Source organism: Sanguibacter gelidistatuariae, from assembly GCF_900096585.1.
Taxonomy (GTDB): Bacteria; Actinomycetota; Actinomycetes; order Actinomycetales; family Cellulomonadaceae; genus Sanguibacter; species Sanguibacter gelidistatuariae.
Map to the genome: position 1 here is coordinate 42258 of NZ_FMYH01000007.1, position 22193 is coordinate 64450.

Consider the following 22193-nt stretch of genomic DNA (forward strand, 5'->3'; position numbering starts at 1 on the left):
AACCTAGCAACGTCGCCCAGCTGCCGGATCAGAGCCGATGACCGTGACCAAGGCCCTGCCCGCGCGTGCTGGGACCGACTACCCTCAGGAAAGGTCGTGTCCCTCTGTTCGGCGCGCCCTCTCCTGATCCGACTTGAAGGGTGACGCCCCGTGTCCTCATACGACCTCTCCGCTTCAGCTGCCTGGAGCGCGCTGCGCGACGAGCACGCGACCCTCGCCGCCACGAACCTGCGCGCGCTCTTCGCCGCGGACCCCTCCCGCGGTGAGCGGCTGACGGCCGACGCCGGCGAGCTGCACCTGGACTACTCCAAGAACCTCGTCACCGACGCGACGATCGACGCCCTTGTCGCGCTCGCGGAAGAGGCCGGCCTGGAGGCCAAGATCGCCGCGATGTTCGCCGGCGAGCGCATCAACGTCACCGAGGACCGCGCTGTCCTGCACACCGCGCTGCGCCTGCCGCGCGAGGCTGTGCTCGTCGTCGACGGCCAGGACGTCGTCGCCGACGTGCACGCCGTGCTCGACTCGATGGGCACCTTCGCCGACAAGGTCCGCTCGGGGGAGTGGACCGGTCACTCCGGCAAGCGCATCACGACGGTCGTCAACATCGGGATCGGCGGCTCCGACCTCGGCCCCGTCATGGCCTACGAGGCGCTGCGCGACTACGCCGACCGTGGCATCGAGTGCCGCTTCGTCTCCAACATCGACCCGACCGACGTCTTCGAGAAGGTCCGCGACGTCGACTTCGAGTCCACGCTCTTCATCGTCGCCTCCAAGACCTTCACTACGCAGGAGACGCTGACCAACGCGCGCATGGCGCGCGACTGGCTCATCGGTGCCTACGACGGCGACGCCTCCGCCGTCGCGAAGCACTTCGTCGCGGTCTCCACGAACGCCGAGCGGGTCGCCGAGTTCGGCATCGACATCGCGAACATGTTCGGGTTCTGGGACTGGGTCGGTGGGCGCTACTCCTTCGACTCCGCGGTCGGCCTGGCGATCATGCTCTCGATCGGCCCGGACGGCTTCGCCCAGATGCTCGACGGCTTCCACCAGATGGACGAGCACTTCCGGACGACGCCGTTCGCGCAGAACGTCCCCGTCCTCATGGGGCTGCTCAACGTCTGGTACAACAACTTCTACGGGACCGGCTCGCACGCGGTGCTGCCCTACAGTCAGTACCTACACCGCTTCCCGGCGTACCTGCAGCAGCTGACCATGGAGTCCAACGGCAAGTCCGTGCACCTGGACGGCACGCCCGTGGGCGCGAACGCGGCGGGCGGCTTCGCCGGGCAGACCGGTGAGATCTTCTGGGGCGAGCCGGGCACCAACGGCCAGCATGCCTTCTACCAGCTGCTGCACCAGGGTACGAAGATGACCCCGGCCGACTTCATCGGCTTCGCGGTGCCCAACCACGACCTCGGCGAGATGCACGACCTCTTCATGTCGAACTTCTTCGCCCAGACCGCCGCGCTCGCCTTCGGCAAGACGGCCGAGGAGGTCGCCGCCGACGGGACGCCCGCCGCGATCGTCGAGCACAAGGTCATGCCCGGCAACCGGCCGACCAACACGATCCTGGCCGAGAAGCTCACGCCCTCGGTCCTCGGTCAGCTCGTCGCGCTCTACGAGCACATCACGTTCACCCAGTCGGTCTTGTGGGGGATCAACGCCTTCGACCAGTGGGGCGTCCAGCTCGGCAAGGTGCTGGCCGACCAGCTCGCCCCCAAGCTCTCCTCGGTCGACGCGCCCGAGGCGGACTCCGACGCGTCGACCAACGCGCTGATCACCCGGTACCGCACGCTGCGTGGTCGCTGACCGGGACACTTTTTGATCGCGGCTCGCGCGGGGCGATGACCTGGTCGGTCACCGCCCCGCCGTGCGTCAATCGGGCCGGAGGTCCCAGAGGCATCCAGCGAGGCGCTGGCACCATGGCGGCATGGATCCTGTGATGCCCCGACAGGCGGCCGGGTCGACCACCGGGCCGCCGAACCGGCAGGCGTCCGGGCAATCCAGGCCGACGGCCAGACCGCCCGCCAGGCCGACAGGCCGCCCGCGGCCCAAGCGCCGCCGGTCTCCTGGCTGGGTCCCCGACCAGCACGGCGCGTGGGCCATGCTCGTCGTCCCGTTTGTCGTCGGGATGCTGGCCGCCGGCCCCGCGCCGGTGCACCTGCCGCTCGCCGTGCTGTGGGTGGTGGGCTACTTCGACTTCTACGCCGTCGGGCTGTGGCTGAAGTCGCGGCGGAAGACGAGATACGTCCCGCCCGTGCGCGCCTACTCGATCGCGCTCGTTGTCCCCGCGGCCGCCGTGCTCGCGCTACGACCCGGGCTCGTGGTGTGGGCGCCGGCCTTCGCACCGCTCGTCGTGATCAGCCTGTGGTGCTCCCACCGGCGCCGCGACCGGTCGCTGCTCAACGACGCCACCACGGTCCTGGCAGCCTGCCTCATGCTCCCCGTCGCCTTCTTCGCGGGCATCCCGGCGCCCGCCCTACCCGGATCCACCCCAGCTGGCTCCGTCCTACCTGGATCGGCGCTGCCCGGATCTACGCTGTCCGACGCCGGTGGTTGGCTAGGGCAGGCCGGTCCAGCCAACTGGCCCCAGGTCTGGGTGGCGACCGCCCTCGTCCTGGTCTACTTCTTCGGGACGGTTCTCTACGTCAAGACCCTCATCCGCCGACGCGGGGACCGCGGGTTCTTGGCAGTGTCGGTGGGTTACCACGCCGTCGTGACGGTGGCTGCGGCGGGGCTGACGGCCGCCGTCGGGCAGGCATGGGGGCCCGTTGTGGTCGTGTTCGCCCTGCTCGCCGCGCGATCGTGGTGGGTCCCGCGGACCGCGGCCAAGCCCATCCAGTTCGGCCTCGGTGAGTTCGCAGCGTCGGTCGTGGTCGGCGCACTGGCCCTCGGGGTCGTCGGACTCCTCGGCTGACCCCGCCCGCCGTCAACCCGCGCACCGTATAGGGCTGGGGCCGGGGGGGACTACTTTTTGGCGCGGTGCTTGCGGCTCGTGCGGAAGGATCCGGCGACGACACCGAGGAAGAAGAGGATCGCGAGCAGGAGCCACGTCGGGGTGGTGAGGGTCATCCAGAACAGGTGGACGCGGAGATCGCCTGTGTTCTGCAGGACGAAGACTGCGACGAGAACGACGATGAGGATCCCCAGCCAGCGCTGCTTGAGGAAGACGGCCAGCGAGCTCTGCGTAGGGGTCGGTTCAGACATGGGAGTTCCTCCGGGGTGGTGATCGGTCGAGGGGCCCCGATCCGTTGCCCAATTCATACCAAACTTGGCCGCCGCGCGCCGCGGATCCGGCCGCGCCACGCCGTCGGGCAGGCGCGAGCGGGTCGCGCGCGGAGCCGGAGTGAGGGGACCAGTCTTCACGCCTGCGGCGAACAAGGGCATATCGAGAGGGACTGACCCGTTGGTGGCTACTAGAGTCGATGCGGTCAGGCCTGGGAGCCTTCCAGTTCCGGCCCGCACCTGTGAGGAGCGCACATGTTCGAGAGATTTACCGACCGAGCCCGTCGGGTGGTTGTCCTTGCCCAAGAAGAGGCACGGATGCTCAACCACAACTACATCGGGACCGAACACATCCTGCTCGGCCTCATCCACGAGGGTGAGGGTGTAGCAGCCAAGGCACTTGAGTCCTTGGGCATCTCACTCGATGCGGTGCGCTCACAGGTCACCGAGATCATCGGCGAGGGCCAGCAGGCCCCCTCCGGTCACATCCCCTTCACGCCCCGCGCGAAGAAGGTCCTCGAGCTGTCCCTGCGCGAGGCGCTGCAGCTCGGCCACAACTACATCGGCACCGAGCACATCCTGCTCGGTCTCATCCGCGAGGGCGAGGGCGTCGCCGCCCAGGTCCTCACGAAGCTGGGCGCCGACCTCAACCGCGTCCGCCAGCAGGTCATCCAGCTGCTCTCCGGCTACCAGGGCAAGGAGCAGGTCGCTTCGGGCGCACCCTCCGAGGGAACCCCGGCCGGCTCGGCTGTGCTCGACCAGTTCGGTCGCAACCTGACCCAGGCTGCCCGCGAGGGCAAGCTCGACCCGGTCATCGGTCGCAGCAAAGAGATCGAACGCGTCATGCAGGTGCTCAGCCGCCGCACCAAGAACAACCCGGTGCTCATCGGCGAACCCGGCGTCGGAAAGACTGCCGTCGTCGAGGGCCTCGCGCAGGACATCGTCTCCGGCGACGTCCCCGAGACGCTCAAGGACAAGCAGCTCTACACCCTCGACCTCGGCTCCCTCGTGGCCGGATCTCGGTACCGCGGTGACTTCGAGGAGCGCCTGAAGAAGGTGCTCAAGGAGATCCGCACCCGCGGAGACATCATCCTGTTCATCGACGAGATCCACACCCTCGTCGGAGCCGGTGCGGCCGAGGGCGCGATCGACGCGGCCTCGATCCTCAAGCCGATGCTCGCCCGTGGTGAGCTCCAGACCATCGGCGCGACGACCCTGGACGAGTACCGCAAGCACATCGAGAAGGACGCCGCCCTCGAGCGCCGCTTCCAGCCGGTCCAGGTCGCCGAGCCGTCCCTGGCGCACGCGATCGAGATACTCAAGGGCCTGCGCGACCGCTACGAGGCGCACCACCGCGTCTCGATCACCGACGGCGCGCTCGTGGCCGCGGCCACGCTCGCCGACCGCTACGTCAACGACCGGTTCCTGCCGGACAAGGCGATCGACCTGGTCGACGAGGCCGGCGCGCGCCTGCGCATCCGCCGGATGACCGCTCCGCCGGAGCTGCGTGAGCTCGACGACGAGATCGCCGAGGCGCGCCGCAACAAGGAGTCTGCGATCGACGAGCAGGACTTCGAGAAGGCCGCTGCGCTGCGCGACACCGAGAAGCAGCTCACGCAGAAGCGTGCCGACCGCGAGAAGGCCTGGAAGTCCGGGGACCTGGACACCGTCGCCGAGGTGGATGAGGATCTCATCGCCGAGGTGCTGGCCATGTCGACCGGTATCCCGGTGTTCAAGCTGACCGAGGAGGAGTCCTCGCGCCTGCTGAAGATGGAGGACGAGCTGCACCGGCGCGTCGTCGGGCAGGACATCGCGATCAAGGGGATCTCGCAGGCGATCCGTCGCACGCGGGCCGGCCTCAAGGACCCCAAGCGTCCGGGTGGTTCGTTCATCTTCGCCGGTCCGACCGGTGTCGGTAAGACCGAGCTTGCCAAGGCGCTCGCGGAGTTCCTCTTCGGTGACGAGGACGCGCTCATCCAGCTCGACATGTCGGAGTACTCCGAGAAGCACACGGTCTCGCGGCTCTTCGGCTCGCCTCCCGGCTACGTCGGGTACGACGAGGGTGGCCAGCTCACCGAGAAGGTCCGCCGCAAGCCGTTCTCCGTCGTGCTCTTCGACGAGGTCGAGAAGGCCCACCCGGACATCTTCAACTCGCTCCTGCAGATCCTCGAAGACGGTCGCCTGACCGACTCCCAGGGCCGCGCCGTGGACTTCAAGAACACCGTGATCATCATGACCACGAACCTTGGAACCCGTGACATCGCCAAGGGGATGCAGACCGGCTTCAACGCCGGCGGCGACCTGGGCACGACGTACGAGCGCATGAAGGCCAAGGTCAACGAGGAGCTCAAGCAGCACTTCCGGCCCGAGTTCCTCAACCGCGTGGACGACACGATCGTGTTCCCGCAGCTGACCCAGGACGAGATCGTCCAGATCGTCGACCTGATGATCGCGAAGCTGGACGGCCGTCTGCAGGACAAGGACATGGCCATCGAGCTGTCGACTGCCGCGAAGACGCTCCTCGCCGAGAAGGGCTACGACCCGGTTCTTGGTGCGCGTCCGCTGCGTCGTGCGATCCAGCGCGAGATCGAGGACGTGCTCTCGGAGAAGATCCTCTTCGGCGACATCAAGGCCGGCCAGATGATCCTGGTCGACGCCGAGGGCGAGGGAATCCTCGGAGAGTTCACCTTCCGCGGGGTCCCCAAGGAAGATCACAAGAGTGGTCCGGTCGCCGCCGCCGCGGCGCTCGTGATCGGCGACGGCCCGGTGGACATCACCAAGCTGCCGCCGACCGGTGGCCTCGCGGCCACCGCTGGCGCGGAGTGATCCGACTCGGCTGACCGACTGCGTTGACGAAGGGCCCCGGACCACCTGGTCCGGGGCCCTTCGCCGTGCGTCCTCCAGGACGCGTGCATGGGGCCTAGGCTCGGGTCATGTCCCCCGACCCGCGTGACCCGACCCGACCGGGCCCGTCCGGGCGGCGCCAGATCCCGTTGCGCGCGGCGTGCGCGGAGCCGCACAGCTGCCCCGCCCCGGTCCGGATGCGCGTGCTGCAGCGGGTCCCGCTCTTCGCCGGGCTGTCCGACGACGAGCTCACCGGCATCGATGCGCGCATGACCTCCCTTGCCTGGGCCACCGGAGATGCCCTCTACCGGGCGGGCGACCCCGCCGAGCATCTCTTTGTCATGGCCGCGGGGCGCGCCAAGGCCTGGCGGGGAACGCCCGACGGCCAGGAGATCGTCGTCGACCTGCTCGCCCCCGGTGACCTGTTCGGCGGCCTGCAGGTCCTCGGCCAGCTGCGGCACACCGAGACGGTCCAGGCGCTGTCCACCACGTGCGCGCTGCGGATCGGCTCCGCGGCGTTCCGGGAGCTGCTCGGGGACTACCCGCAGGTGGCCCTGCGTGCGCTCGACGACACCGCCGCGTTGCTCACCCAGGCGCGGTCCGACGTCGCGCAGGTCTCCTCTGCGACCGTGGCGCAGCGGGTCGCCGCGCGGCTCGTGCGCCTGGCGGACAAGTTCGGTCGTGACCTCGGCGACGGTCGCGGCACGCTCATCCACCTGCCGTTGACCCGCCGAGACCTCGCGGGCATGACCGGGTCGACGCCGGAGTCCGTCTCCCGGGTCATGAGCGCGCTGCGCAAGGACGGCGTGATCGACTCCGGGCGCGGGTGGACCGCAGTCGTCGACCGGGACCGCCTCGCCGCGCTTGCCGAGGGCTGATGGCGCAGGGTGGGCAGGTCTGTCGTTAACTGATCTGCGTCATGGTCGGCGCTGGTCGCCTCCCCTACTGTCGTGATTACCCCCCCACCATTCGTGGGACGAATCAGAGACGAGGACGACCATGACTACCACTGGACTTCCCACCCCGGCCGCAGCGACGGCCACATCGACCACTGCGACCGTGACTGCGACCGTGCGGACCACCCTGCGCGCCGAGGGTTTCTCCTGCCCGTCGTGCGTGGCGAAGATCGAGAAGCAGGTCGGCCGCGTGGCTGGAGTGACCGGCGTCAAGGTCCACTTCGCGTCTGCGCGGATCGAGATCGACCACGACCCGGCCGCAGTGAGCGTCGAGGACCTCATCGCCGCCGTCGCCAAGGCGGGCTACACCGCGACCGCATCGGCGTTCTAGCCGCGGAGCGCGACGCACCGGGGGTAGCGGGCGCCCCAACGGGCGACCGCCTCACCGGGTGAGCCCATGACGAAGACGAGCGCAGCACGAGCGCTCACCGGTGCGACCGGCACGGCTCCGCGATCTCCTGGAGCCGGCCGGCCACACCACCCAAACACTCAGAATACGGACCCACGGGCCCTGACCAGACGGAGGATCGACCATGACGAGGATCGCGCGGCTGTGGCAGGGATGGAAGATCCCTGTGGTGTCCGGGGCGCTGATCCTCGCGTCCCGGACCGCTACCGGGGTGTTCGACGCCGAGATGGTCGGCGCGATCGCGATGTCGGGCGCGGCCGTCGTGGCCGGGACCCCGATCGCGGTGAAGGCGTTCCGCGCGGCGATGGCGCGCGTCGTCGGGATCGATCTGCTCGTGACGATCGCGGCGATCGGGGCCCTGATCATCGGGGAGCGGTGGGAGGCGGCCGCGGTGACGTTCCTCTTCGCGGTTGGGCATGCGCTCGAGACTGCGACCCTGAACAAGACGCGATCCGCGCTCGCCGAGCTCATCGCCGTCGCGCCCGACACGGCGGTCGTCCTGCGCGACGGCGTCCAGGTCGAGGTGCCGGCCGCGGGGGTTGCCGTCGGGGAGACGGTCCTGGTCAAGAACGGAGCGAAGGTCCCCGTCGACGGGGAGGTCATTGCCGGCACCGGTGCGCTCGACGAGGCGTCGATCACCGGGGAGTCGCTCCCGGTCGAGAAGGTCGCCGGGGACAAGGTCTTCGCCGGGACGGTCTCCCATGGCGGGTTCTTGCAGGTCCGCGCGGTCGGGGTGGGCGCCGATACCACCCTGGCCCGGATCATCCACCGCGTCGAAGACGCCCAGGACGCCAAGGCGAAGGCCGCGCGGTTCATCGACTCCTTCTCCGCCTGGTACACCCCCGTGATCATCCTGCTCGCCGTCGTGTTCGGCGTGGCCACCCAAGACGTGGTGCTCGCGCTGACGCTGCTGGTCATCGGATGCCCGGGTGCGCTGGTTATCTCGATCCCGGTGGCAGTGGTCGCGGGGATCGGGCGCGCGGCCAAGGACGGAATCCTCATCAAGGGCGGGGAGTACCTGGAGACCTCGGCGAAGGTCACGGTCGTCGCCGTGGACAAGACCGGCACGCTGACACGCGGCCGTCCGGTGCTCACCGATGTGGTGGTGCTGGGTACCGCCCACCACGAGGCCGGGGCATCTGCGGTAGCCGCCGCCGTCTCGGCGTCGGGCATCGACGCGGGGCGCAGTGAGGTCCTCTACTGGGCAGCGGCGGCGGAGTCCGGGTCCGAGCACCCTCTGGCGCGACCGATCCTGGCCGCCGCAGCCGCCGCGGGGATCAACGCGCCCGCGCTGGCCGACCTCACCGAGTCCGTCCCGGGTAAGGGCATCGTCGCGCACACCGGCGGACGGCGCGTGCTCGTGGGCAACGCCGCGCTGCTGGACCAGTTCGCGGTCGTCGACCTCGCGGGCGCCGACGCCGCGTCCGCCGAGCTCACCGCGGCCGGGCGCACGGCGATGATCGTCGCGGTCGACGACGAGGTGGTCGGGGTGATCGCCGTCGCCGACGAGATCCGCCCGGACGCGGCCGAGATGGTCCGGCGGTTGCATGCCAGCGGGATTGAGCGGGTCATCATGCTCACCGGGGACGCCCCGCTCGTGGCGCAGGCGGTTGCACGGGCGACCGGGGTCGACGAGGTCCGGGCGAGCCTTCTGCCCGAGGACAAGCTGGCCATTGTCGAAGAGCTGCAGCGCCAGGGGCACGTCGTCGCCATGGTGGGCGACGGCGTCAACGACGCTCCGGCGCTGGCGCTCGCGGACATCGGGGTCGCGATGGGGGCGGCCGGGTCGGCCGTCGCGGTCGAGACCGCGGACATCGCCCTCATGAGCGACAACCTGCTCCTGCTGCCCGAGGCGATCCGGCTGGCCCGACGCACGGTGTGGACGATGCGCCAGAACATCGCGATCGCGCTGGTCACCGTCGTGCTGCTGCTGACGGGGGTGGTGCTGGGCGGTGTGACGATGTCCCTCGGGATGCTGGTGCACGAGGTCTCGGTGCTCGTTGTCATCGCCAATGCGATGCGGCTGCTGCGCCGCCGCGGGGGAGCGATCGCCCCGGCCGGGTCAACGGGGACGACGCCGAGGCGCGCGACCGGCGCGGCTGGCGCTGCGACCGATGGTGATCGGGTGGCCGAGAAGATGGCGGTGTGACCGCACCCTGACCGCAACGACGACGGGCCCTGGATCTGTCGAGGGCCCGTCGTCATTGCGCGCGTCATTGCGTCCGTCATTGCGGCTGACTGCCGCCGCGGTCAGGCGCACGGTGCGCCAGTCCTCGCGAGAGAGTCGGCGACCGCCCGGCTCAGAACACCGAGCGGTACAGCGCGCGGACGTCCTCACGGGTGGCCGGGCGCGGGTTGCCGCTCGCGCACACGTCGGCCAGCGCGGCGTCGGTCAGGGCATCGAGGCCCTCGGCGCCGACGCCCACCTGACGCAGGCTCGAGGGATTGCCGAGGCTGCGGGCGAGGTCCCGCACGGCCTCGACCGCTGCCTTACCGGCGGCCTCGAGGGAGAGGGAGGCCGCCTCCGGGACGCCGAGCGCGACGGCGACGTCGCGCAGCTTCTCGCCTGTGTGCTCGGCGTTGTACTCCATGACGGTCGCGAGCAGGATGCCGTTGGCCACACCGTGCGGGGTGCCGAACTGCGCGCCGAGCGGGTGCGCCATGGCGTGCACGAGGCCGAGTCCCACGTTGGAGAACCCCATCCCGGCCATGTACTGGCCCAGTGCCATGCGCTCGACGGCATCCGGGTCGCCCGCCGCGGCGGCGGGCAGCGACTGGGCGATGATCTCGATGGCCTTGAGGAGCAGGGTGTCGGTCAGCTCCCACGCGCCCACGGTCGTGTAGCCCTCGATCGCGTGAGTGAGGGCGTCGAGCCCGGTCGCGGCCTTGAGGTCGGCCGGCATCCCGTCCATCATGTCCGCGTCGACGATGGCAATCACCGGGATCGCGTGCGGGTCCACGCAGACGAACTTGCGGGCGTTCTGGGCGTCGGTGATGACGAAGTTGATCGTCACCTCGGCCGCGGTGCCGGCCGTCGTGGGCACTGCGATGATCGGGACGCTGGGGCACCCGGTCGCGGCCACGCCCTCGAGGCTGCGCACGTCGGCGAACTCCGGGTTCGCGGCGACGATGCCGATCGCCTTGCAGGTGTCCTGCGGCGAGCCGCCCCCGATGGCCAGCAGCACGTCGGCCCCCGAGGAGAGGAACCGATCGACGCCGGCTCGGACGTTCTCGATCGGCGGGTTCGGCTCGACGTCGCTGAACACCTCGTAGGGGAAGCCGACGGCGTCGAGCAGGGCGGTGACCTTCGCGGCGACCCCGGTGTCCAGAAGCACCTGGCCGGTGACCACCAGGGCCTTGGTGGCACACTGGGCGACGAGCGCCCCGGGAATCTCCTTGATCGCACCCCGGCCGAAGTACGCGGTCTGGTTGAGGATCATGCGCTGGACCATGGTGACTCCTGCGTGCGGCTGCGGCGATGCACGGCGGGCGTCGCCACACTGCAGGCGCCTCGTCCTCACTCTTGAACGTAGCGGGCGGGACAGCGTTGCCCACAGGTCGAACGTCCCACGGCGGCCAGGCGCGTGGTCAAGCCTGGGTCACTGATGCGTGCAGCGCGCGGACGTCCCGCTCGGCCTGGGCGACGCGGACGGCCCGGCAGCCCTGAGACACCCACCGCCGGACGGACGCCGGCTCGTCGCGCATGAGGCCCCAACCCCGCCGCACGAGGGTGAGCGGTGGTTTGCGGGACTCGCCCAGGTCCCGCAGGAGCCGGAACCAGAACGTCACCAGACGCGGGCGGGTCACGCAGATGGCGTCGGCGAGGATGCCTTCCGCGCGGCAGGCGGCCACCAGCTCGGAGGCGAAGATCCCCTCGGCGACGATGATCCGCTCGCCGGTCACGTCCGCGTGGGTGGTGCCGGTGCGTCGCGACGTGGGGATGTCGTAGAGCGGGAGGTCCGCGTGCCCGGTTGTGCACAGCTCGATGAGGACGGCGAGGGCGCCGGTCGCGTCCCAGCTGTCGGGGGAGTCCCAGTCGGCGATGCCGAAGCGATGCGGCATGCCGGGGTGGTCGTGGTCGTGGTAGAAGTCGTCGAGTGCGAGCGAGGCCAGGCCCAGCCGCCTGACCAGGCTCGACTTCCCCGAACCGGACGGTCCGGTGAGCAGCACGACTCGGGTGACGGGCACCCGGGTTCCCGCGGGGAGGTCGAAGAGGCTGTCTGGCGCGTCGGGGCTCACCCGGTCATTCTCCCAGACGAGAACCGACGGTGGCCAACGGTCGGCGCGGTCAGCCCACGATGATGACGTGCAGCGTGCGCGGTCCGTGCACGCCCTCGACGCGGGAGAGCTCGATGTCGCTCGTCGCGCTCGGGCCGGAGATCCAGGTCTGGGGGCGTTCGGGGTGCTCGGCGAGGACAGCCACGCCCTCGGGCACGGAGCCGGTGACCTGGTCTGCGCGCACGACGCACACGTGGACGTCGGGCACGAGAGTGATGATCCGGCGGCCCTGGTCGTCGGCGCCGTCGAGCACGATGGTCCCGGTGTCGGCGATGGCCACCCGGGCCGCAGTGACCACGGCGTCGACCTCGTCGAGCTCGAGCGCTGTCATCGGCGCCTCGCGGGAGTCGGTGAGCACCGCGGTCCCGGACGGCAGCCCGTCCACCCAGTGCTTCGCCAGCCCCGCGGGCACGACGACGGCCCGCCCCCGGGCGCTCGCGGCGGCGGACTCGGCAAAGAGGGTGCCGAGGATCTCGCCGACCAGGGCCGTGACGGCCTCGTCGGTGACCACGCGGTGCACGTGGGCCTTGTAGTCCTCGAGGCGATCGACGAGCAGGTCGATCGCGCCAGGGGAGCCGGGGGCGTGGTCGCCGGTGCGGCGGTAGTCGCGGGCGACCGGGGCGAGCGCCTCCTGGTGGCCGGTCACGCCGTCGAGCGCCACACGGATGTGGTGCAGGATGTCGCTGCGTGCGCTCATGACGCGTCCTCGGGGGTCGTCGGAGCAGGGGCGGAGGTCGGCCTCGCGCCGGGCGCCCCGTCGTCGTGCGTCCTGGCCCACCACTGGCGGAAGGTCTCCTTGGGCGGGGCGGGGATGTCCCGCGCGCCGGTCCAGAGCGAGCCGGGGAAGGGCAGGGACGAGATCCGCTTCTTCTTGCCGGCCATCAGGCGCAGCGCGGCTGTGCCCTTCTCAGCCGTGGCGAAGCGCTTGGAGTCGGCCATGACGAAGGATGCCGCCTTCATCGCCGCGCCCCAGGCCGTGGGGTGGTGGCGGGCCTTGTCCTCCTCGACCGTGCGGGCGCGCAGGTGCACAAGCAGGGACGGGATGTCGATCTTGACCGGGCACACCTCGTAGCACGCCCCGCACAGGGTCGAGGCGAAGGGCAGGGTGTTGTTCGGGTCGGAGTGGCCGGTCGAGCCGGTGAGCTGGGGGGTGAGGATCGCGCCGATCGGACCGGGGTAGACCGAGCCATAGGCGTGCCCGCCGACCCGCTCGTAGACGGGGCACACGTTCAGGCACGCCGAGCAGCGGATGCACTTGAGCGCGGCCCGGCCCACGTCGTCGGCCAGGGCGTTGGAGCGACCGTTGTCGAGCAGGACGAGGTGGACGTTCTGCGGTCCGTCGCCGGGGGTGACCCCGGTCCACAGGCTCGTGTACGGGTTCATCCGCTCCCCGGTCGAGGACCGTGGCAGCAGCTGCATGAACACCTCGAGGTCTGCGAAGTCCGGCACGATCTTCTCGATGCCCATGACCGTGATGAGGGTCTCGGGGAGGGTGAGGCACATGCGCCCGTTCCCCTCGGACTCCACGACGGTCAGGGTGCCGGTGCTCGCGACGGCGAAGTTCGCGCCGCTGATCGCGACCTTCGCGGCCAGGAACTTGCGGCGCAGGTGCGCCCGGGCGGCCATGGCGAGCTCGCGCGGGGCGTCGGTCATCCCGGCGGGGGTGTGCTCCATCCGCTCGAGGAAGATCTCGCGGATCTCGGAGCGGTTGCGGTGGATCGCGGGCACGAGGATGTGGGAGGGCATGTCGTCGGAGAGCTGGACGATGAGCTCGGCGAGGTCGGTCTCGAAGGCCGCGATGCCTTCTGCGGCGAGGGCCTCGTTGAGGCCAATCTCCTGGGTGGCCATGGACTTGACCTTGACCACCTCGGTCTCGCCGGTGGCCTTGATCAGGTCGGTGACGATGCGGTTTGCCTCGGCCGCGTCGCGCGCCCAGTGGATGATGCCGCCGCGGGCGGTGAAGTTCTTCTCAAATTCCTCGAGCAGCGCCGGGAGGTCGGCCAGGACGGCGATCTTCAGGTCCGATCCCGCCGTGCGCAGCTCCTCCCAGTCGGGCACCTCGTTCACGACGGCAGCGCGCTTGGCGCGGATGGTCGACGTCGCGTGGGCGAGATTGCGGCGCAGCTGGGTGTTGCCCAGGGCAGCGCGCGCGGCGTCGGGAAAGGTCTTGCCCCAGCGCAGCGGGGCGTCGGGGTGCGGGACGTCGTCGCCGATACGGGTGGGGTTCCCCGGATCGGGCTGGGCCGACGCCGGGCCCGGCCGGGGCGCTCCGGCGGCCGGGGACGCGAGGCTTGGCATGCCCAGGAAGGTGCTCATCGGGTGCTCACCTCGATCGTGGTCGCCGAGCGATCGGCGGTCGGGTCACCCACGGTCGTGGGCTGCGCGGGCTCCGCGCGGGTGCTCGCGAGGATCTCGGCGAGGTGCATGGTGCGCACCCCGGCGCGGGTCCGGGTCAGCCCGCCACCGATGTGCATGAGGCAGGAGTAGTCCCCCGCGGTGAGCACCTCGGCGCCGGTCGACCTCACGTGGGTCATCTTGTCGCCGAGCATGGCGATCGACGTGTCGGAGTTCTTCAGCGCGAAGGTGCCGCCGAATCCGCAGCAGGACTCGGCGTCGCCCAGCTCGACGAGGTCGATGCCCTCGACCGCGCGCAGGAGCTGGAGGGGGCGGTCGCCCACGTGCAGCATCCGCAGCGAGTGACACGTGGGGTGGTAGGTGACGCGGTGCGGGAAGTGCGCCCCGACGTCGGTCACCCCGAGCACGTCGACGAGGAGCTCGGAGAGCTCGTAGGTCTTCGCGGCGACGGCCTCGGCCGTGGCTGCGAGCTTGTCCTCGCCCAGGCGCCGGCACACCATCGCCTGCTGGTGGCGGATGGACCCGGTGCACGAGCCGGAGGGGACGACGATCGCGTCCCACTCGTCGTCCAGGACCGGGGAGAACGCCTCGACGTGGTTCTTGATGATGGGCAGCGCGTCTTTGAAGTACCCGGTGTTGACGTGCATCTGCCCGCAGCAGGTCTGGCTGGGCGGGAAGACGACCTCGTGGCCGAGGCGTTCGAGCAGCCTCACCGTGGCCTGAGGGGCCTGGGGGAACATGGCGTCGGCGAGGCAGGTCGCGGCGAGAGCGATGCGCACGGTGCTCCTTGGGGGAGGCGGGTTGCTGACAGAATCCACGATAACGCATGTGGCCGGAATCAGGATAGCGCTTTCCGCAAGTTCAGTCAGTGGGTGTGCCCGGCGCATGCGGAAACGACTCAGCCCGGCGTCCACGGACGCCGGGCCGAGTGTGCTGGAAGGGTCGGTGACCGGAGCAGGCCTAGGCGAACGTCCCCGTGGTCTCCGGGAAGACCAGCGCAAGCTCGCGCGTCACGGCGTGCTTGGGGGTGTTCAGCAGCTCCTGCACGCTGCCGGTCTCCACGAAGGTGCCGCCGTCGAGCACGTGGACGGTGGGGCACAGTCGGTTGATGAGGTCGAGGTCGTGCGAGGCGACGAGCAGACCGATGTTGTTCTCCTCGACGATCTCCGCCAGGCGCCGGCTCACCGCGTCCTTGAGGGACTGGTCGAGGGCGGTCGTCGGCTCGTCGAGCAGGAGGATGTCGGGGCGGGTGGACAGCGCCGCGGCCAGTGCGAGGCGCTGTCGCTCGCCGCCCGAGAGGGACGAGATGGTCCGCTTGAGGAAGCGCGGCTCGAGGAACATCACCGCGATCGCGCCCTCGGCGCTCGCACCCGTCGCACGACCGGCCTTGCGGGCCTTGGCCAGCTCACCCTCGATCGCCTTCTCCACGGTCTGGCGCCCGTCGAGACCGCTGAAACCGTTCTGGGCGACGGACCGGACCGCCACCCCGAAGCGCTTCTTGTCCCGCATGCCCAGGCGTCCCACGGTCGCGCCGTCGAAGTTCACTCGACCGCCGCGTGCCTTGAGCTCCCCGGTCATCGTCTTGATGAGGGTCGTCTTGCCGACGCCGGAGCGGCCGATGATCCCGATCGCGCCGGTGCTGGGGGAGACCAGCAGGTCGATCCCGTTGATCGACGGTGTGCTTCCGTAACCGGCCACGAGCCCGTGCGCGGACAGGCTGGACGTCTTCGCGGTCATCATTCTCCTGTTCGGGGCCGAGCCCCTTGATCAAACCTGATCGGCTGCAGACCTCGCTGCCCAGGAGGTCAACGAACGAGAGCGCCTCTACGCTCCCACGATATGCCGTCGATCGCACCGGGATGTGCCACGTGGTCCTGGTTGACGCTGTCTGGGCCTGGTAACCACGGCGAAACGCTGACCGGGATGATCACCAACCGCTACCTCGACACTCGATCTGTCGCTGGTGTTCTGTCAGAGGGGGCGAGCCCGGCGATTGCTCGAGGTCGTGACGTGCTCTCTTGGTCGGACGGCGCCGCGAGTGATCTCAGCACTTCCTCGAGTGATTCAAGCCTGGCGGCGCCGACCTGCTCCGCTAGGCGATTGCGGAGTTGATCGAACGCCTCCGCACCTACCGACATCATTTCGTAGCCTCGAGCCGTGACGATGAGTGTCTTCCGGCGGGCGTCAACCGGGTCGCTGTGACGCTGGAGATACCCGAGATCTTCGAGAGCGGCAATGGATTTCGCTGCGGCCTGCTTGGAGACGTTCAGACTCCTCCCCAGCTCGGATGCGCTTTGGGCTCCCTTGTCGATCGCCTGCAAGGCGAATTCATGCGTGGCTGTCACTCCCGGATGTCCCTGGCGTTCGAGTTCGACTATGACCTCATCGACCAAGATGTTGAAGCCGCTGAGAAGAAGCTTCGCCAGCTCGGCTCCTCGGGAGTGGTCCATGGGACAAGGATAGCCGTCCACCACCACTAGACAACCGGGTTGTCTGATTGCTAGACTGACAACCTGGTTGTCGATCGGGCGTGTGTCCAAGGGCACATATCCAAGAGAGAAAGTGAATGACCTCATGAGCACTTCTGGCACTCCCGCCACCATCCCGGACGTGGATCACCACCACGTCGACGTGAACGGCACGACCCTGCACTACGTCTCGGCCGGGACCGCAGGCACCCCGATCCTGCTTGTCCATGGCTTCCCCGAGTCGTGGTGGGCGTTCCACAAGCTGATCCCGCTCCTGGCCGAAGCGCACCAGGTGTTCGCCGTCGACCTGCGCGGTTTCGGAGATTCCGCTACCGCATCCGAGGGTTTCGACAGTGCCGTGGCCGCTGAGGATCTTCACCAGTTCATCCAAGCCCTCGGGGTGGGACCCGTGCACCTGGCCGCCCAGGACATCTCCGGCGGAACCGCATTCCGCCTCGCCGCAACTCACCCGGACGATCTACTCAGCTTCACCGCGACCGAGATGGGTCTAGCCGGCTTCGGGCTCGAAGGCTTGGCCGACATCACCCACGGTGGCTCGTGGCACATCGGCGTTCTCGCCTCCCCAGGAATCGCCGAAATGCTCTTCGCCGGACGCGAGCGCGAGGTCCTCGGACAGTGGGCCTTCCCGTCCATGACCGTGGCGAGTGGTTCCATCACCGGCGACGATGTCGACGAGTTCGTGCGGACCTACTCCCGCACGGACGGGTGGCGTGGTGCGATCGGGCTCTACCAGTCGATGCTCGTCGAGGGAGACGCCCTCAAGGCCCTTGCAGAATCGAGCCCGCTCACCGTTCCAGCACTTGCGGTCGGCGGATTCGGAGGACCGTTCACTGTTGGAACCCTCAGCCAGGTCGTCACGGGGGACGTCGAATCGGTCCAGCTTGATGGCGTCGGGCACTACGTCGCTCTCGAAGCTCCCGGCGCGCTCGCCGACGCGATTCTCGCCTTCACCGGCCGCGTCGACGCTTCCTAGGTCGATGACCTTCAACCCGACGACGCATGCCACGATCCCGGATTCGGCGTCGACGAGAGAAGCGTGGGCATGGCTCGCCCCAATGTCCGCGGTCAGTACACCTAGTCGATAACCTTCAGCCCGACGACGCATGCCACGATCCCGAGCAGCAGCAGGATCCGCACGAGCGAGGCGGCCTCGGCGCCGGTGGCCATCGCGTAGGTCACGGTCCCGACCGCGCCGATGCCGACCCAGACGGCGTAGGCCGTCCCGGTAGGCAGCTCGCGCATGGCGTAGGCGAGACCGGCCATGGAGACCACGAGGCCCGCGCCGAAGATGATGGTCGGGGCGAGCCGGGTGAGGCCTTCGCTGCGGCCGAGCGCGGTGGCCCAGACGGCCTCGAAGACGCCGGAGACGACAAGAATGATCCAGGACATGGGTACCCTCCACGCGCCGTCTTGTCGCTGACCGGGTACGGCGCCTCGTCCGGGGTGCCGGGTGGCGGGGTGCTGTCGATCAGGAAACCGGCGGGCCGGTACGTCTGATCAGTTTCGACGATACGCCATCGGGGCGCCTCCGACGCAGGTGACTCCGCGCCTACTCCCCGCCCGTGACCTCGATCGTCAGCGTCATCCCGGCTGCGCGGTGCCCGCTCACGCTGCACCAGCCGTCGAGGTTCGCCTCGATCACGCCCAGGTCCAGTGTCGCGGACTTGTCCCGGGGGAGCAGGTCGGTCGACAGGTCGTTCTCGAAGACGAGGTCGTGCGGCATGGAGTCGGCGTTCTTGGCTTCGATGATGACGTGCGTGCCCGGCTCGACCTCGATCACGGAGGGCTCAAACCGCATGTCCTTCATGACCACAGACACGGTGACGGCCCCGTCTGCAGCCACGGATGTCGCGCCGGGTGCCGGCGAAGGATCTGAGCTGCATCCCGTGAGGGCGGCGGTGAAGACGGTCACGCACACTGCGACCCGGCCGCGTGCGGTCGCGTGTCTGGTGTGGACGTCGCGGCGGCCTCGTCGGCGTGGGGATCGACCGATCTGGCAGAGGCGGTTTGCTGGGCACAGGTCTGTGGAGTGACGGACATCGCGGTGGAACACCACTCCACTGTAGGTGCAGACCCTGAGGATCGCGGCCATGGACAACGCCACGGACAGGACCGCAGGACACGGGACCTTCTACCCGCCGTTGATTGGTCTAGTCCACTACGATGGTCTAGTCCACCTTGATCGGATCCCGGGAGATGTTTCATGGAACGCACCGTCACCGTCGCCATCCTCGAAGGGCTGCACGCCCGCCCGGCCGCCTTGTTCGTCCAGGAGGCGAGCAAGCAGCCCGCATCTGTGACCCTCACCGTGCCCAACGAGGAACCGGTCGACGCCGACTCGATTCTTGGTGTGATGACGCTCGGTGTCGCCGCAGGGATGCAGGTGGTGCTCAGCACGGAGAAGGACGACGACGCCGCGCAGGCATCGGTTGACGCCCTCGCCGCGTTCCTGGCCCAGGAGACCATCCGGTAGCACCACGCGCGCCGCGACCACAGCGACGGCCCGTCCCCACCGTGGGGGACGTGCCGTCGCTGCGCTGCCGGGTCCTACAGCCCCAGCTCGTCCAGGATCGGAAGCTCGGCTCGCACGGCCGCTCGCGCCGCGGCCGCGCTCGGCTGGTCGAGCGCGAGCCGGGCCAGGCGTGCGCACTCCTCCGACGACGTCGCGGCCAGGACCGCGGCGACATCTGCGAGCGCACGCGGCGTCATGGACAGGGACGACACCCCGAGCCCGACGAGCACCGGAGCGAGCGCCGGATCCCCGGCGGCCTCCCCACACACGCTCACCGGCCGGTCGTTGACCGCCCCGCCCAGGCACGACGCCTCGACGAGGGCAAGGACTGCCGGCTGCCATCCCGTGGACAGCTCGGCAAGACCCGCGAGCTCCCGGTCGGCCGCCATCGTGTACTGCGTGAGGTCGTTCGTCCCGAGGGAGGCGAACGTCGCGTGGGCGAGGATGAACCGCGACTGCAGGGCGGCGGCGGGGATCTCGATCATCACCCCCGCACGGTTCAGCCCGTGCGCGGCGCACCGCTCGACGAAGTGGGCCGCCTCGTCGGGGGTGGCGACCATGGGCGCCATGACCCACACGTCGGCCTCGGTCGCCGCCGCGGCGGCCGCGATCGCCTCCAGCTGGCGCTCCAGGACCTCCGGATGCCCGACGGCGGTGCGCAGCCCGCGGATCCCCAGGGCCGGGTTGGGCTCGTGGTCGGCTGTGACAAAGGGCAGCGGCTTGTCTGCGCCCGCGTCGAGCGTGCGCACCACGACCTTGCGCCCCGGGAAGGCGTCCAGGACCCCCCGGTATGCCGCGACCTGCTCGGTGACCGACGGCTCCTCGGTGCGTCCGAGGAAGCAGAACTCGGTCCGGAAGAGGCCGACGCCCTCGGCTCCGGCCTCGACGGCCGCGGCTGCGGCCTTGGGGTCGGCCACGTTGGCGAGCAGCGCGACGTCGTGCCCGTCCGCCGTGCGCCCGTGCCCGTCGAAGGTGCGGACCGTACCCGCCGTCTCCCGGGTGCGCGCGATGGCCTCGGGCGAGGGTGAGATCTCCACGATGCCGAGTGCGCCGTCGAGCAGGATCGTCTCGCCGTCGGCGAGACCCTCTGCGCCGGAGACGGCGACCACGGCCGGGATGCCCAGCGCGCGCGCGAGGATCGCGGTGTGGGACGTGGGGCCACCGCCGCTCGTGACGATCCCGACGACCTGCTCGGGGTCGAGGGTGGCGGTGTCGGCGGGTGCAAGATCGCCCGCCGCGAGGATGAAGGGATGCCCCGGGGATGGGACGCCTGGCGAGGGCCTGCCCTGCAGGGACGCCACGAGACGGTCCCGCACGTCGCGGGCGTCTCGTGCGCGCTCGGCCATCATGCCGCCGAGCGCCTCGAGCTGACCGGCCAGCACGCCGGCGGCGTCCCACACGGCACGGGCGGGGGTGGCCCCCTCCTCGCGCACGCGCCGGGTGGCGTCCTTGATGAGCGTCTTGTCACCAGCCATCGCCGCCGTCATCGTGAGGACCTCGGCGGCGGTCCCGGTCACCGTGCTCGCCCGGGCGAGAAGCTCGGCCTGCACCGCCGAGACGGCGGTCGCGAGCTGCGCGACCGCCGTCTCGGTGTCAGCCCCCGCGGCCCGCAGGGCCGCGGAGGGCTCCGGCACGGGGGCCGGCATCGTGTGCACGACGCCGACCACCCGGCCAGGGCTGACGGGAATGCCGGTCAGCACTCGGGTCACAAGGCGCTCTCTTCGGTGACCTTGTCGCCTCCGGCGCTCCGGCGTCCGGCGCGGGCCGCGGCCTTGGCGTCGGCCTCGGCGTCGGCGATGTCCGCCGGGTCAGCCGTCGGGTCGATGCCCACAGTCATCGTGCCCTCTTCGCGCCCGGGGGTACGCAGGTTCCACTTGGTGATGACGAAGCGGAAGAGGAAGTAGTACAGGACCGCGTAGCCGAGGCCGATGAGGATGATCAGTATGGGCCGGTCGGCGATGCGCCAGTTGAGCAAGAAATCGATCGCACCGGCCGAGAACCCGAATCCGGACCGCAGCTCGAGGGCGTTGACCAGCGCGAGCGCCGTTCCCGTGAGGACTGCGTGGATCGCGTACAGCGGGTAGGCGACAAACACGAAGGCGAACTCGAGGGGCTCGGTCACGCCGGTGACGAAGGCGACGAGTGCGGCGGAGCCCATGATGCCGGCGATGACCTTGCGGTTCTCGGGCCGGGCGGTGTGCACGATGGCCAGGGCCGCCGCAGGCAGCGCGAACATCATGATCGGGAAGAACCCGGTGAGGAAGATGCCGGCGGTGGGGTCGCCGTGCAGGAAGCGGGCGATATCACCGTGCCAGACCCCGCCCGAGGCGTCGGTGTAGTCGCCGAACTGGAACCACGGCATCGAGTTGAGGAGGTGGTGCAGGCCGAGCGGGACGAGCAGGCGGTTGAGCGTGCCAAACACGAACCCACCGAGGACGGCCGAACCGGTCACCCAGTCGCCCAGGGCGCCGAAGGCGGCGTCGAAGGCCGGGTAGATGAACGCTCCGACGACGGCGATGAGGACAGCGGCGCCCGCCGTGACGATCGGCACGAAGCGACGACCGCCGAAGAAGGCGAGGTAGGGCGGCAGCTTGATGCGGTGGTACTTCTGGTAGAGCAGCGCCGCGGTCAGGCCGATGACGATGCCCCCGAGGACGCCGTAGTTGATGAGCGCCTGTGTCTCGCCCTCGGCGGGCTTGCCGAGCACGTAGGGCGAGAGTGTGTCGGAGACGCCCTTGAAGACGAGGTAGCCGATGAGCGCGGCCAGGGCCGTCGAACCGTCTGACTTCTTGGCGTAGCCGACCGCGACGCCGAGCGCGAAGAGCATGGCGAGGTTCGCGAACAGCGCGTCGCCGGCCGCGGCGAACACGTCGGCGACGGGTTGCATCCACGAGATCTTCGCGGAGAGGCCGTCGGCTCCGAGCATGTCTGCCTGCCCGAGGCGCAGCAGCAGCGCGGCTGCAGGCAGCGACGCGATGGGGAGCATGAGGGATCGTCCGACCCTCTGCATCTGGGCGAAGCCGGGAATCGGCTTTTTCACCTTCTTGGTCTTGGCGACCGTAGACATAGCACTCCTTGGGTTCTCGGACGCCGCCCGCGTCGTCGCGGGCGCGCGTCCGGTAGTG

At 69.8% G+C, this 22193-nt stretch carries 20 protein-coding genes and 1 riboswitch; of the genes, 8 read left to right on the top strand and 12 right to left on the bottom strand.

Annotation, left to right across the window (positions count from 1 at the left end):
• Positions 1 to 150: 150 nt before the first annotated feature.
• Entirely contained in the window at positions 151 to 1809 is a 1659-nt protein-coding gene (gene pgi / locus BLQ50_RS14645) for a glucose-6-phosphate isomerase (protein WP_093185160.1), read from the top strand.
• Positions 1810 to 1942: 133 nt separating this feature from the next.
• Positions 1943 to 2917: a YwiC-like family protein gene (locus BLQ50_RS14650; protein ID WP_093185162.1), complete on the top strand. Its 975-nt coding sequence runs from the start codon at positions 1943 to 1945 to the stop codon at positions 2915 to 2917.
• A gap of 50 nt (positions 2918 to 2967) precedes the next feature.
• Here the strand turns inward: BLQ50_RS14650 and BLQ50_RS14655 are convergent, their stop codons facing one another.
• Positions 2968 to 3207, bottom strand: coding sequence for a DUF1049 domain-containing protein (locus tag BLQ50_RS14655; RefSeq protein ID WP_093185164.1), 240 nt, complete (start codon positions 3205 to 3207; stop codon positions 2968 to 2970).
• 273 nt (positions 3208 to 3480) lie between these two features.
• Between BLQ50_RS14655 and BLQ50_RS14660 the strand changes: the two genes are divergently transcribed.
• The 4 genes from BLQ50_RS14660 to BLQ50_RS14675 all read left to right on the top strand — a co-directional run bounded on the left by BLQ50_RS14660 (position 3481) and on the right by BLQ50_RS14675 (position 9583).
• Positions 3481 to 6051, top strand: coding sequence for an ATP-dependent Clp protease ATP-binding subunit (locus BLQ50_RS14660; protein WP_093185167.1), 2571 nt, complete (start codon positions 3481 to 3483; stop codon positions 6049 to 6051).
• Between the two features lie 107 nt (positions 6052 to 6158).
• Positions 6159 to 6947 carry a Crp/Fnr family transcriptional regulator gene (locus BLQ50_RS14665; RefSeq protein WP_093185169.1) on the top strand — a complete coding sequence of 263 codons (789 nt, stop codon included), beginning with the start codon at positions 6159 to 6161 and terminating at the stop codon, positions 6945 to 6947.
• A 121-nt stretch (positions 6948 to 7068) separates the two neighbouring features.
• Positions 7069 to 7356 (top strand): heavy-metal-associated domain-containing protein, encoded by a 288-nt coding sequence (locus BLQ50_RS14670; RefSeq protein ID WP_093185172.1) that lies wholly within the window; start codon positions 7069 to 7071, stop codon positions 7354 to 7356.
• A 202-nt stretch (positions 7357 to 7558) separates the two neighbouring features.
• A complete protein-coding gene (locus BLQ50_RS14675) occupies positions 7559 to 9583 on the top strand; it encodes a heavy metal translocating P-type ATPase (protein ID WP_093185174.1) in 2025 nt (674 codons plus the stop codon).
• 151 nt (positions 9584 to 9734) lie between these two features.
• Here the strand turns inward: BLQ50_RS14675 and fucO are convergent, their stop codons facing one another.
• The 7 genes from fucO to BLQ50_RS14710 form a co-directional block, all read right to left on the bottom strand.
• On the bottom strand, positions 9735 to 10886 hold the full coding sequence (gene fucO, locus BLQ50_RS14680; protein ID WP_093185177.1) for a lactaldehyde reductase: 1152 nt from the start codon (positions 10884 to 10886) through the stop codon (positions 9735 to 9737).
• A gap of 136 nt (positions 10887 to 11022) precedes the next feature.
• The gene (locus BLQ50_RS14685; protein WP_093185180.1) at positions 11023 to 11673 is read right to left on the bottom strand and encodes a uridine kinase family protein; all 651 of its coding nucleotides are present in this window, start codon (positions 11671 to 11673) and stop codon (positions 11023 to 11025) included.
• Between the two features lie 49 nt (positions 11674 to 11722).
• Entirely contained in the window at positions 11723 to 12409 is a 687-nt protein-coding gene (locus BLQ50_RS14690; protein WP_093185539.1) for a LutC/YkgG family protein, read from the bottom strand.
• Positions 12406 to 14028, bottom strand: coding sequence for a LutB/LldF family L-lactate oxidation iron-sulfur protein (locus tag BLQ50_RS14695; RefSeq protein WP_093185183.1), 1623 nt, complete (start codon positions 14026 to 14028; stop codon positions 12406 to 12408). The genes BLQ50_RS14690 and BLQ50_RS14695 overlap by 4 nt, the downstream gene beginning before the upstream one ends.
• Positions 14025 to 14846: a (Fe-S)-binding protein gene (locus BLQ50_RS14700; RefSeq protein WP_245701267.1), complete on the bottom strand. Its 822-nt coding sequence runs from the start codon at positions 14844 to 14846 to the stop codon at positions 14025 to 14027. The genes BLQ50_RS14695 and BLQ50_RS14700 overlap by 4 nt, the downstream gene beginning before the upstream one ends.
• Before the next feature lie 181 nt (positions 14847 to 15027).
• Positions 15028 to 15804: an ABC transporter ATP-binding protein gene (locus BLQ50_RS14705; protein ID WP_093185186.1), complete on the bottom strand. Its 777-nt coding sequence runs from the start codon at positions 15802 to 15804 to the stop codon at positions 15028 to 15030.
• Positions 15805 to 16004: 200 nt separating this feature from the next.
• Positions 16005 to 16517 (bottom strand): MarR family winged helix-turn-helix transcriptional regulator, encoded by a 513-nt coding sequence (locus BLQ50_RS14710; protein ID WP_093185188.1) that lies wholly within the window; start codon positions 16515 to 16517, stop codon positions 16005 to 16007.
• A 124-nt stretch (positions 16518 to 16641) separates the two neighbouring features.
• On the opposite strand from BLQ50_RS14710, the gene BLQ50_RS14715 reads away from it, so the two are divergent.
• Positions 16642 to 17529, top strand: a complete 888-nt coding sequence (locus BLQ50_RS14715; protein ID WP_093185191.1) for an alpha/beta fold hydrolase — start codon at positions 16642 to 16644, stop codon at positions 17527 to 17529.
• Between the two features lie 101 nt (positions 17530 to 17630).
• Here BLQ50_RS14715 and BLQ50_RS14720 read toward each other — a convergent pair whose 3' ends face one another.
• Positions 17631 to 17945 (bottom strand): DMT family transporter, encoded by a 315-nt coding sequence (locus BLQ50_RS14720; RefSeq protein ID WP_093185193.1) that lies wholly within the window; start codon positions 17943 to 17945, stop codon positions 17631 to 17633.
• A gap of 10 nt (positions 17946 to 17955) precedes the next feature.
• A riboswitch (guanidine-III (ykkC-III) riboswitch) is annotated at positions 17956 to 18016 on the bottom strand.
• Between the two features lie 89 nt (positions 18017 to 18105).
• Positions 18106 to 18648, bottom strand: coding sequence for a cupredoxin domain-containing protein (locus BLQ50_RS14725; protein ID WP_093185196.1), 543 nt, complete (start codon positions 18646 to 18648; stop codon positions 18106 to 18108).
• A 111-nt stretch (positions 18649 to 18759) separates the two neighbouring features.
• On the opposite strand from BLQ50_RS14725, the gene BLQ50_RS14730 reads away from it, so the two are divergent.
• A complete protein-coding gene (locus BLQ50_RS14730; RefSeq protein WP_093185197.1) occupies positions 18760 to 19029 on the top strand; it encodes an HPr family phosphocarrier protein in 270 nt (89 codons plus the stop codon).
• Positions 19030 to 19103: 74 nt separating this feature from the next.
• On the opposite strand, the gene ptsP is transcribed toward BLQ50_RS14730, so the two are convergent.
• Together ptsP and BLQ50_RS14740 are read right to left on the bottom strand one after the other, a co-directional pair.
• Complete coding sequence (gene ptsP / locus BLQ50_RS14735) at positions 19104 to 20777, bottom strand: phosphoenolpyruvate--protein phosphotransferase (RefSeq protein WP_093185200.1); 1674 nt, start codon at positions 20775 to 20777, stop codon at positions 19104 to 19106.
• Positions 20774 to 22135: a PTS transporter subunit EIIC gene (locus BLQ50_RS14740; protein ID WP_093185202.1), complete on the bottom strand. Its 1362-nt coding sequence runs from the start codon at positions 22133 to 22135 to the stop codon at positions 20774 to 20776. Before BLQ50_RS14740 ends, ptsP begins: the two co-directional genes overlap by 4 nt.
• Positions 22136 to 22193 lie beyond the last annotated feature (58 nt).

Excerpts from the sequence above, each read along its gene's own strand:
- BLQ50_RS14650 (WP_093185162.1), top strand. The coding sequence starts at position 1,943 with ATGCCCCGACAGGCGGCCGGGTCGACCACCGGGCCGCCGAACCGGCAG.
- BLQ50_RS14655 (WP_093185164.1), bottom strand. The coding sequence starts at position 3,207 with ATGTCTGAACCGACCCCTACGCAGAGCTCGCTGGCCGTCTTCCTCAAG.
- BLQ50_RS14660 (WP_093185167.1), top strand. The coding sequence starts at position 3,481 with ATGTTCGAGAGATTTACCGACCGAGCCCGTCGGGTGGTTGTCCTTGCC.
- BLQ50_RS14665 (WP_093185169.1), top strand. The coding sequence starts at position 6,159 with ATGTCCCCCGACCCGCGTGACCCGACCCGACCGGGCCCGTCCGGGCGG.
- BLQ50_RS14670 (WP_093185172.1), top strand. The coding sequence starts at position 7,069 with ATGACTACCACTGGACTTCCCACCCCGGCCGCAGCGACGGCCACATCG.
- BLQ50_RS14675 (WP_093185174.1), top strand. The coding sequence starts at position 7,559 with ATGACGAGGATCGCGCGGCTGTGGCAGGGATGGAAGATCCCTGTGGTG.
- fucO (WP_093185177.1), bottom strand. The coding sequence starts at position 10,886 with ATGGTCCAGCGCATGATCCTCAACCAGACCGCGTACTTCGGCCGGGGT.
- BLQ50_RS14690 (WP_093185539.1), bottom strand. The coding sequence starts at position 12,409 with ATGAGCGCACGCAGCGACATCCTGCACCACATCCGTGTGGCGCTCGAC.
- BLQ50_RS14695 (WP_093185183.1), bottom strand. The coding sequence starts at position 14,028 with ATGAGCACCTTCCTGGGCATGCCAAGCCTCGCGTCCCCGGCCGCCGGA.
- BLQ50_RS14705 (WP_093185186.1), bottom strand. The coding sequence starts at position 15,804 with ATGACCGCGAAGACGTCCAGCCTGTCCGCGCACGGGCTCGTGGCCGGT.
- BLQ50_RS14710 (WP_093185188.1), bottom strand. The coding sequence starts at position 16,517 with ATGGACCACTCCCGAGGAGCCGAGCTGGCGAAGCTTCTTCTCAGCGGC.
- BLQ50_RS14715 (WP_093185191.1), top strand. The coding sequence starts at position 16,642 with ATGAGCACTTCTGGCACTCCCGCCACCATCCCGGACGTGGATCACCAC.
- BLQ50_RS14720 (WP_093185193.1), bottom strand. The coding sequence starts at position 17,945 with ATGTCCTGGATCATTCTTGTCGTCTCCGGCGTCTTCGAGGCCGTCTGG.
- BLQ50_RS14725 (WP_093185196.1), bottom strand. The coding sequence starts at position 18,648 with ATGGCCGCGATCCTCAGGGTCTGCACCTACAGTGGAGTGGTGTTCCAC.
- BLQ50_RS14730 (WP_093185197.1), top strand. The coding sequence starts at position 18,760 with ATGGAACGCACCGTCACCGTCGCCATCCTCGAAGGGCTGCACGCCCGC.
- BLQ50_RS14740 (WP_093185202.1), bottom strand. The coding sequence starts at position 22,135 with ATGTCTACGGTCGCCAAGACCAAGAAGGTGAAAAAGCCGATTCCCGGC.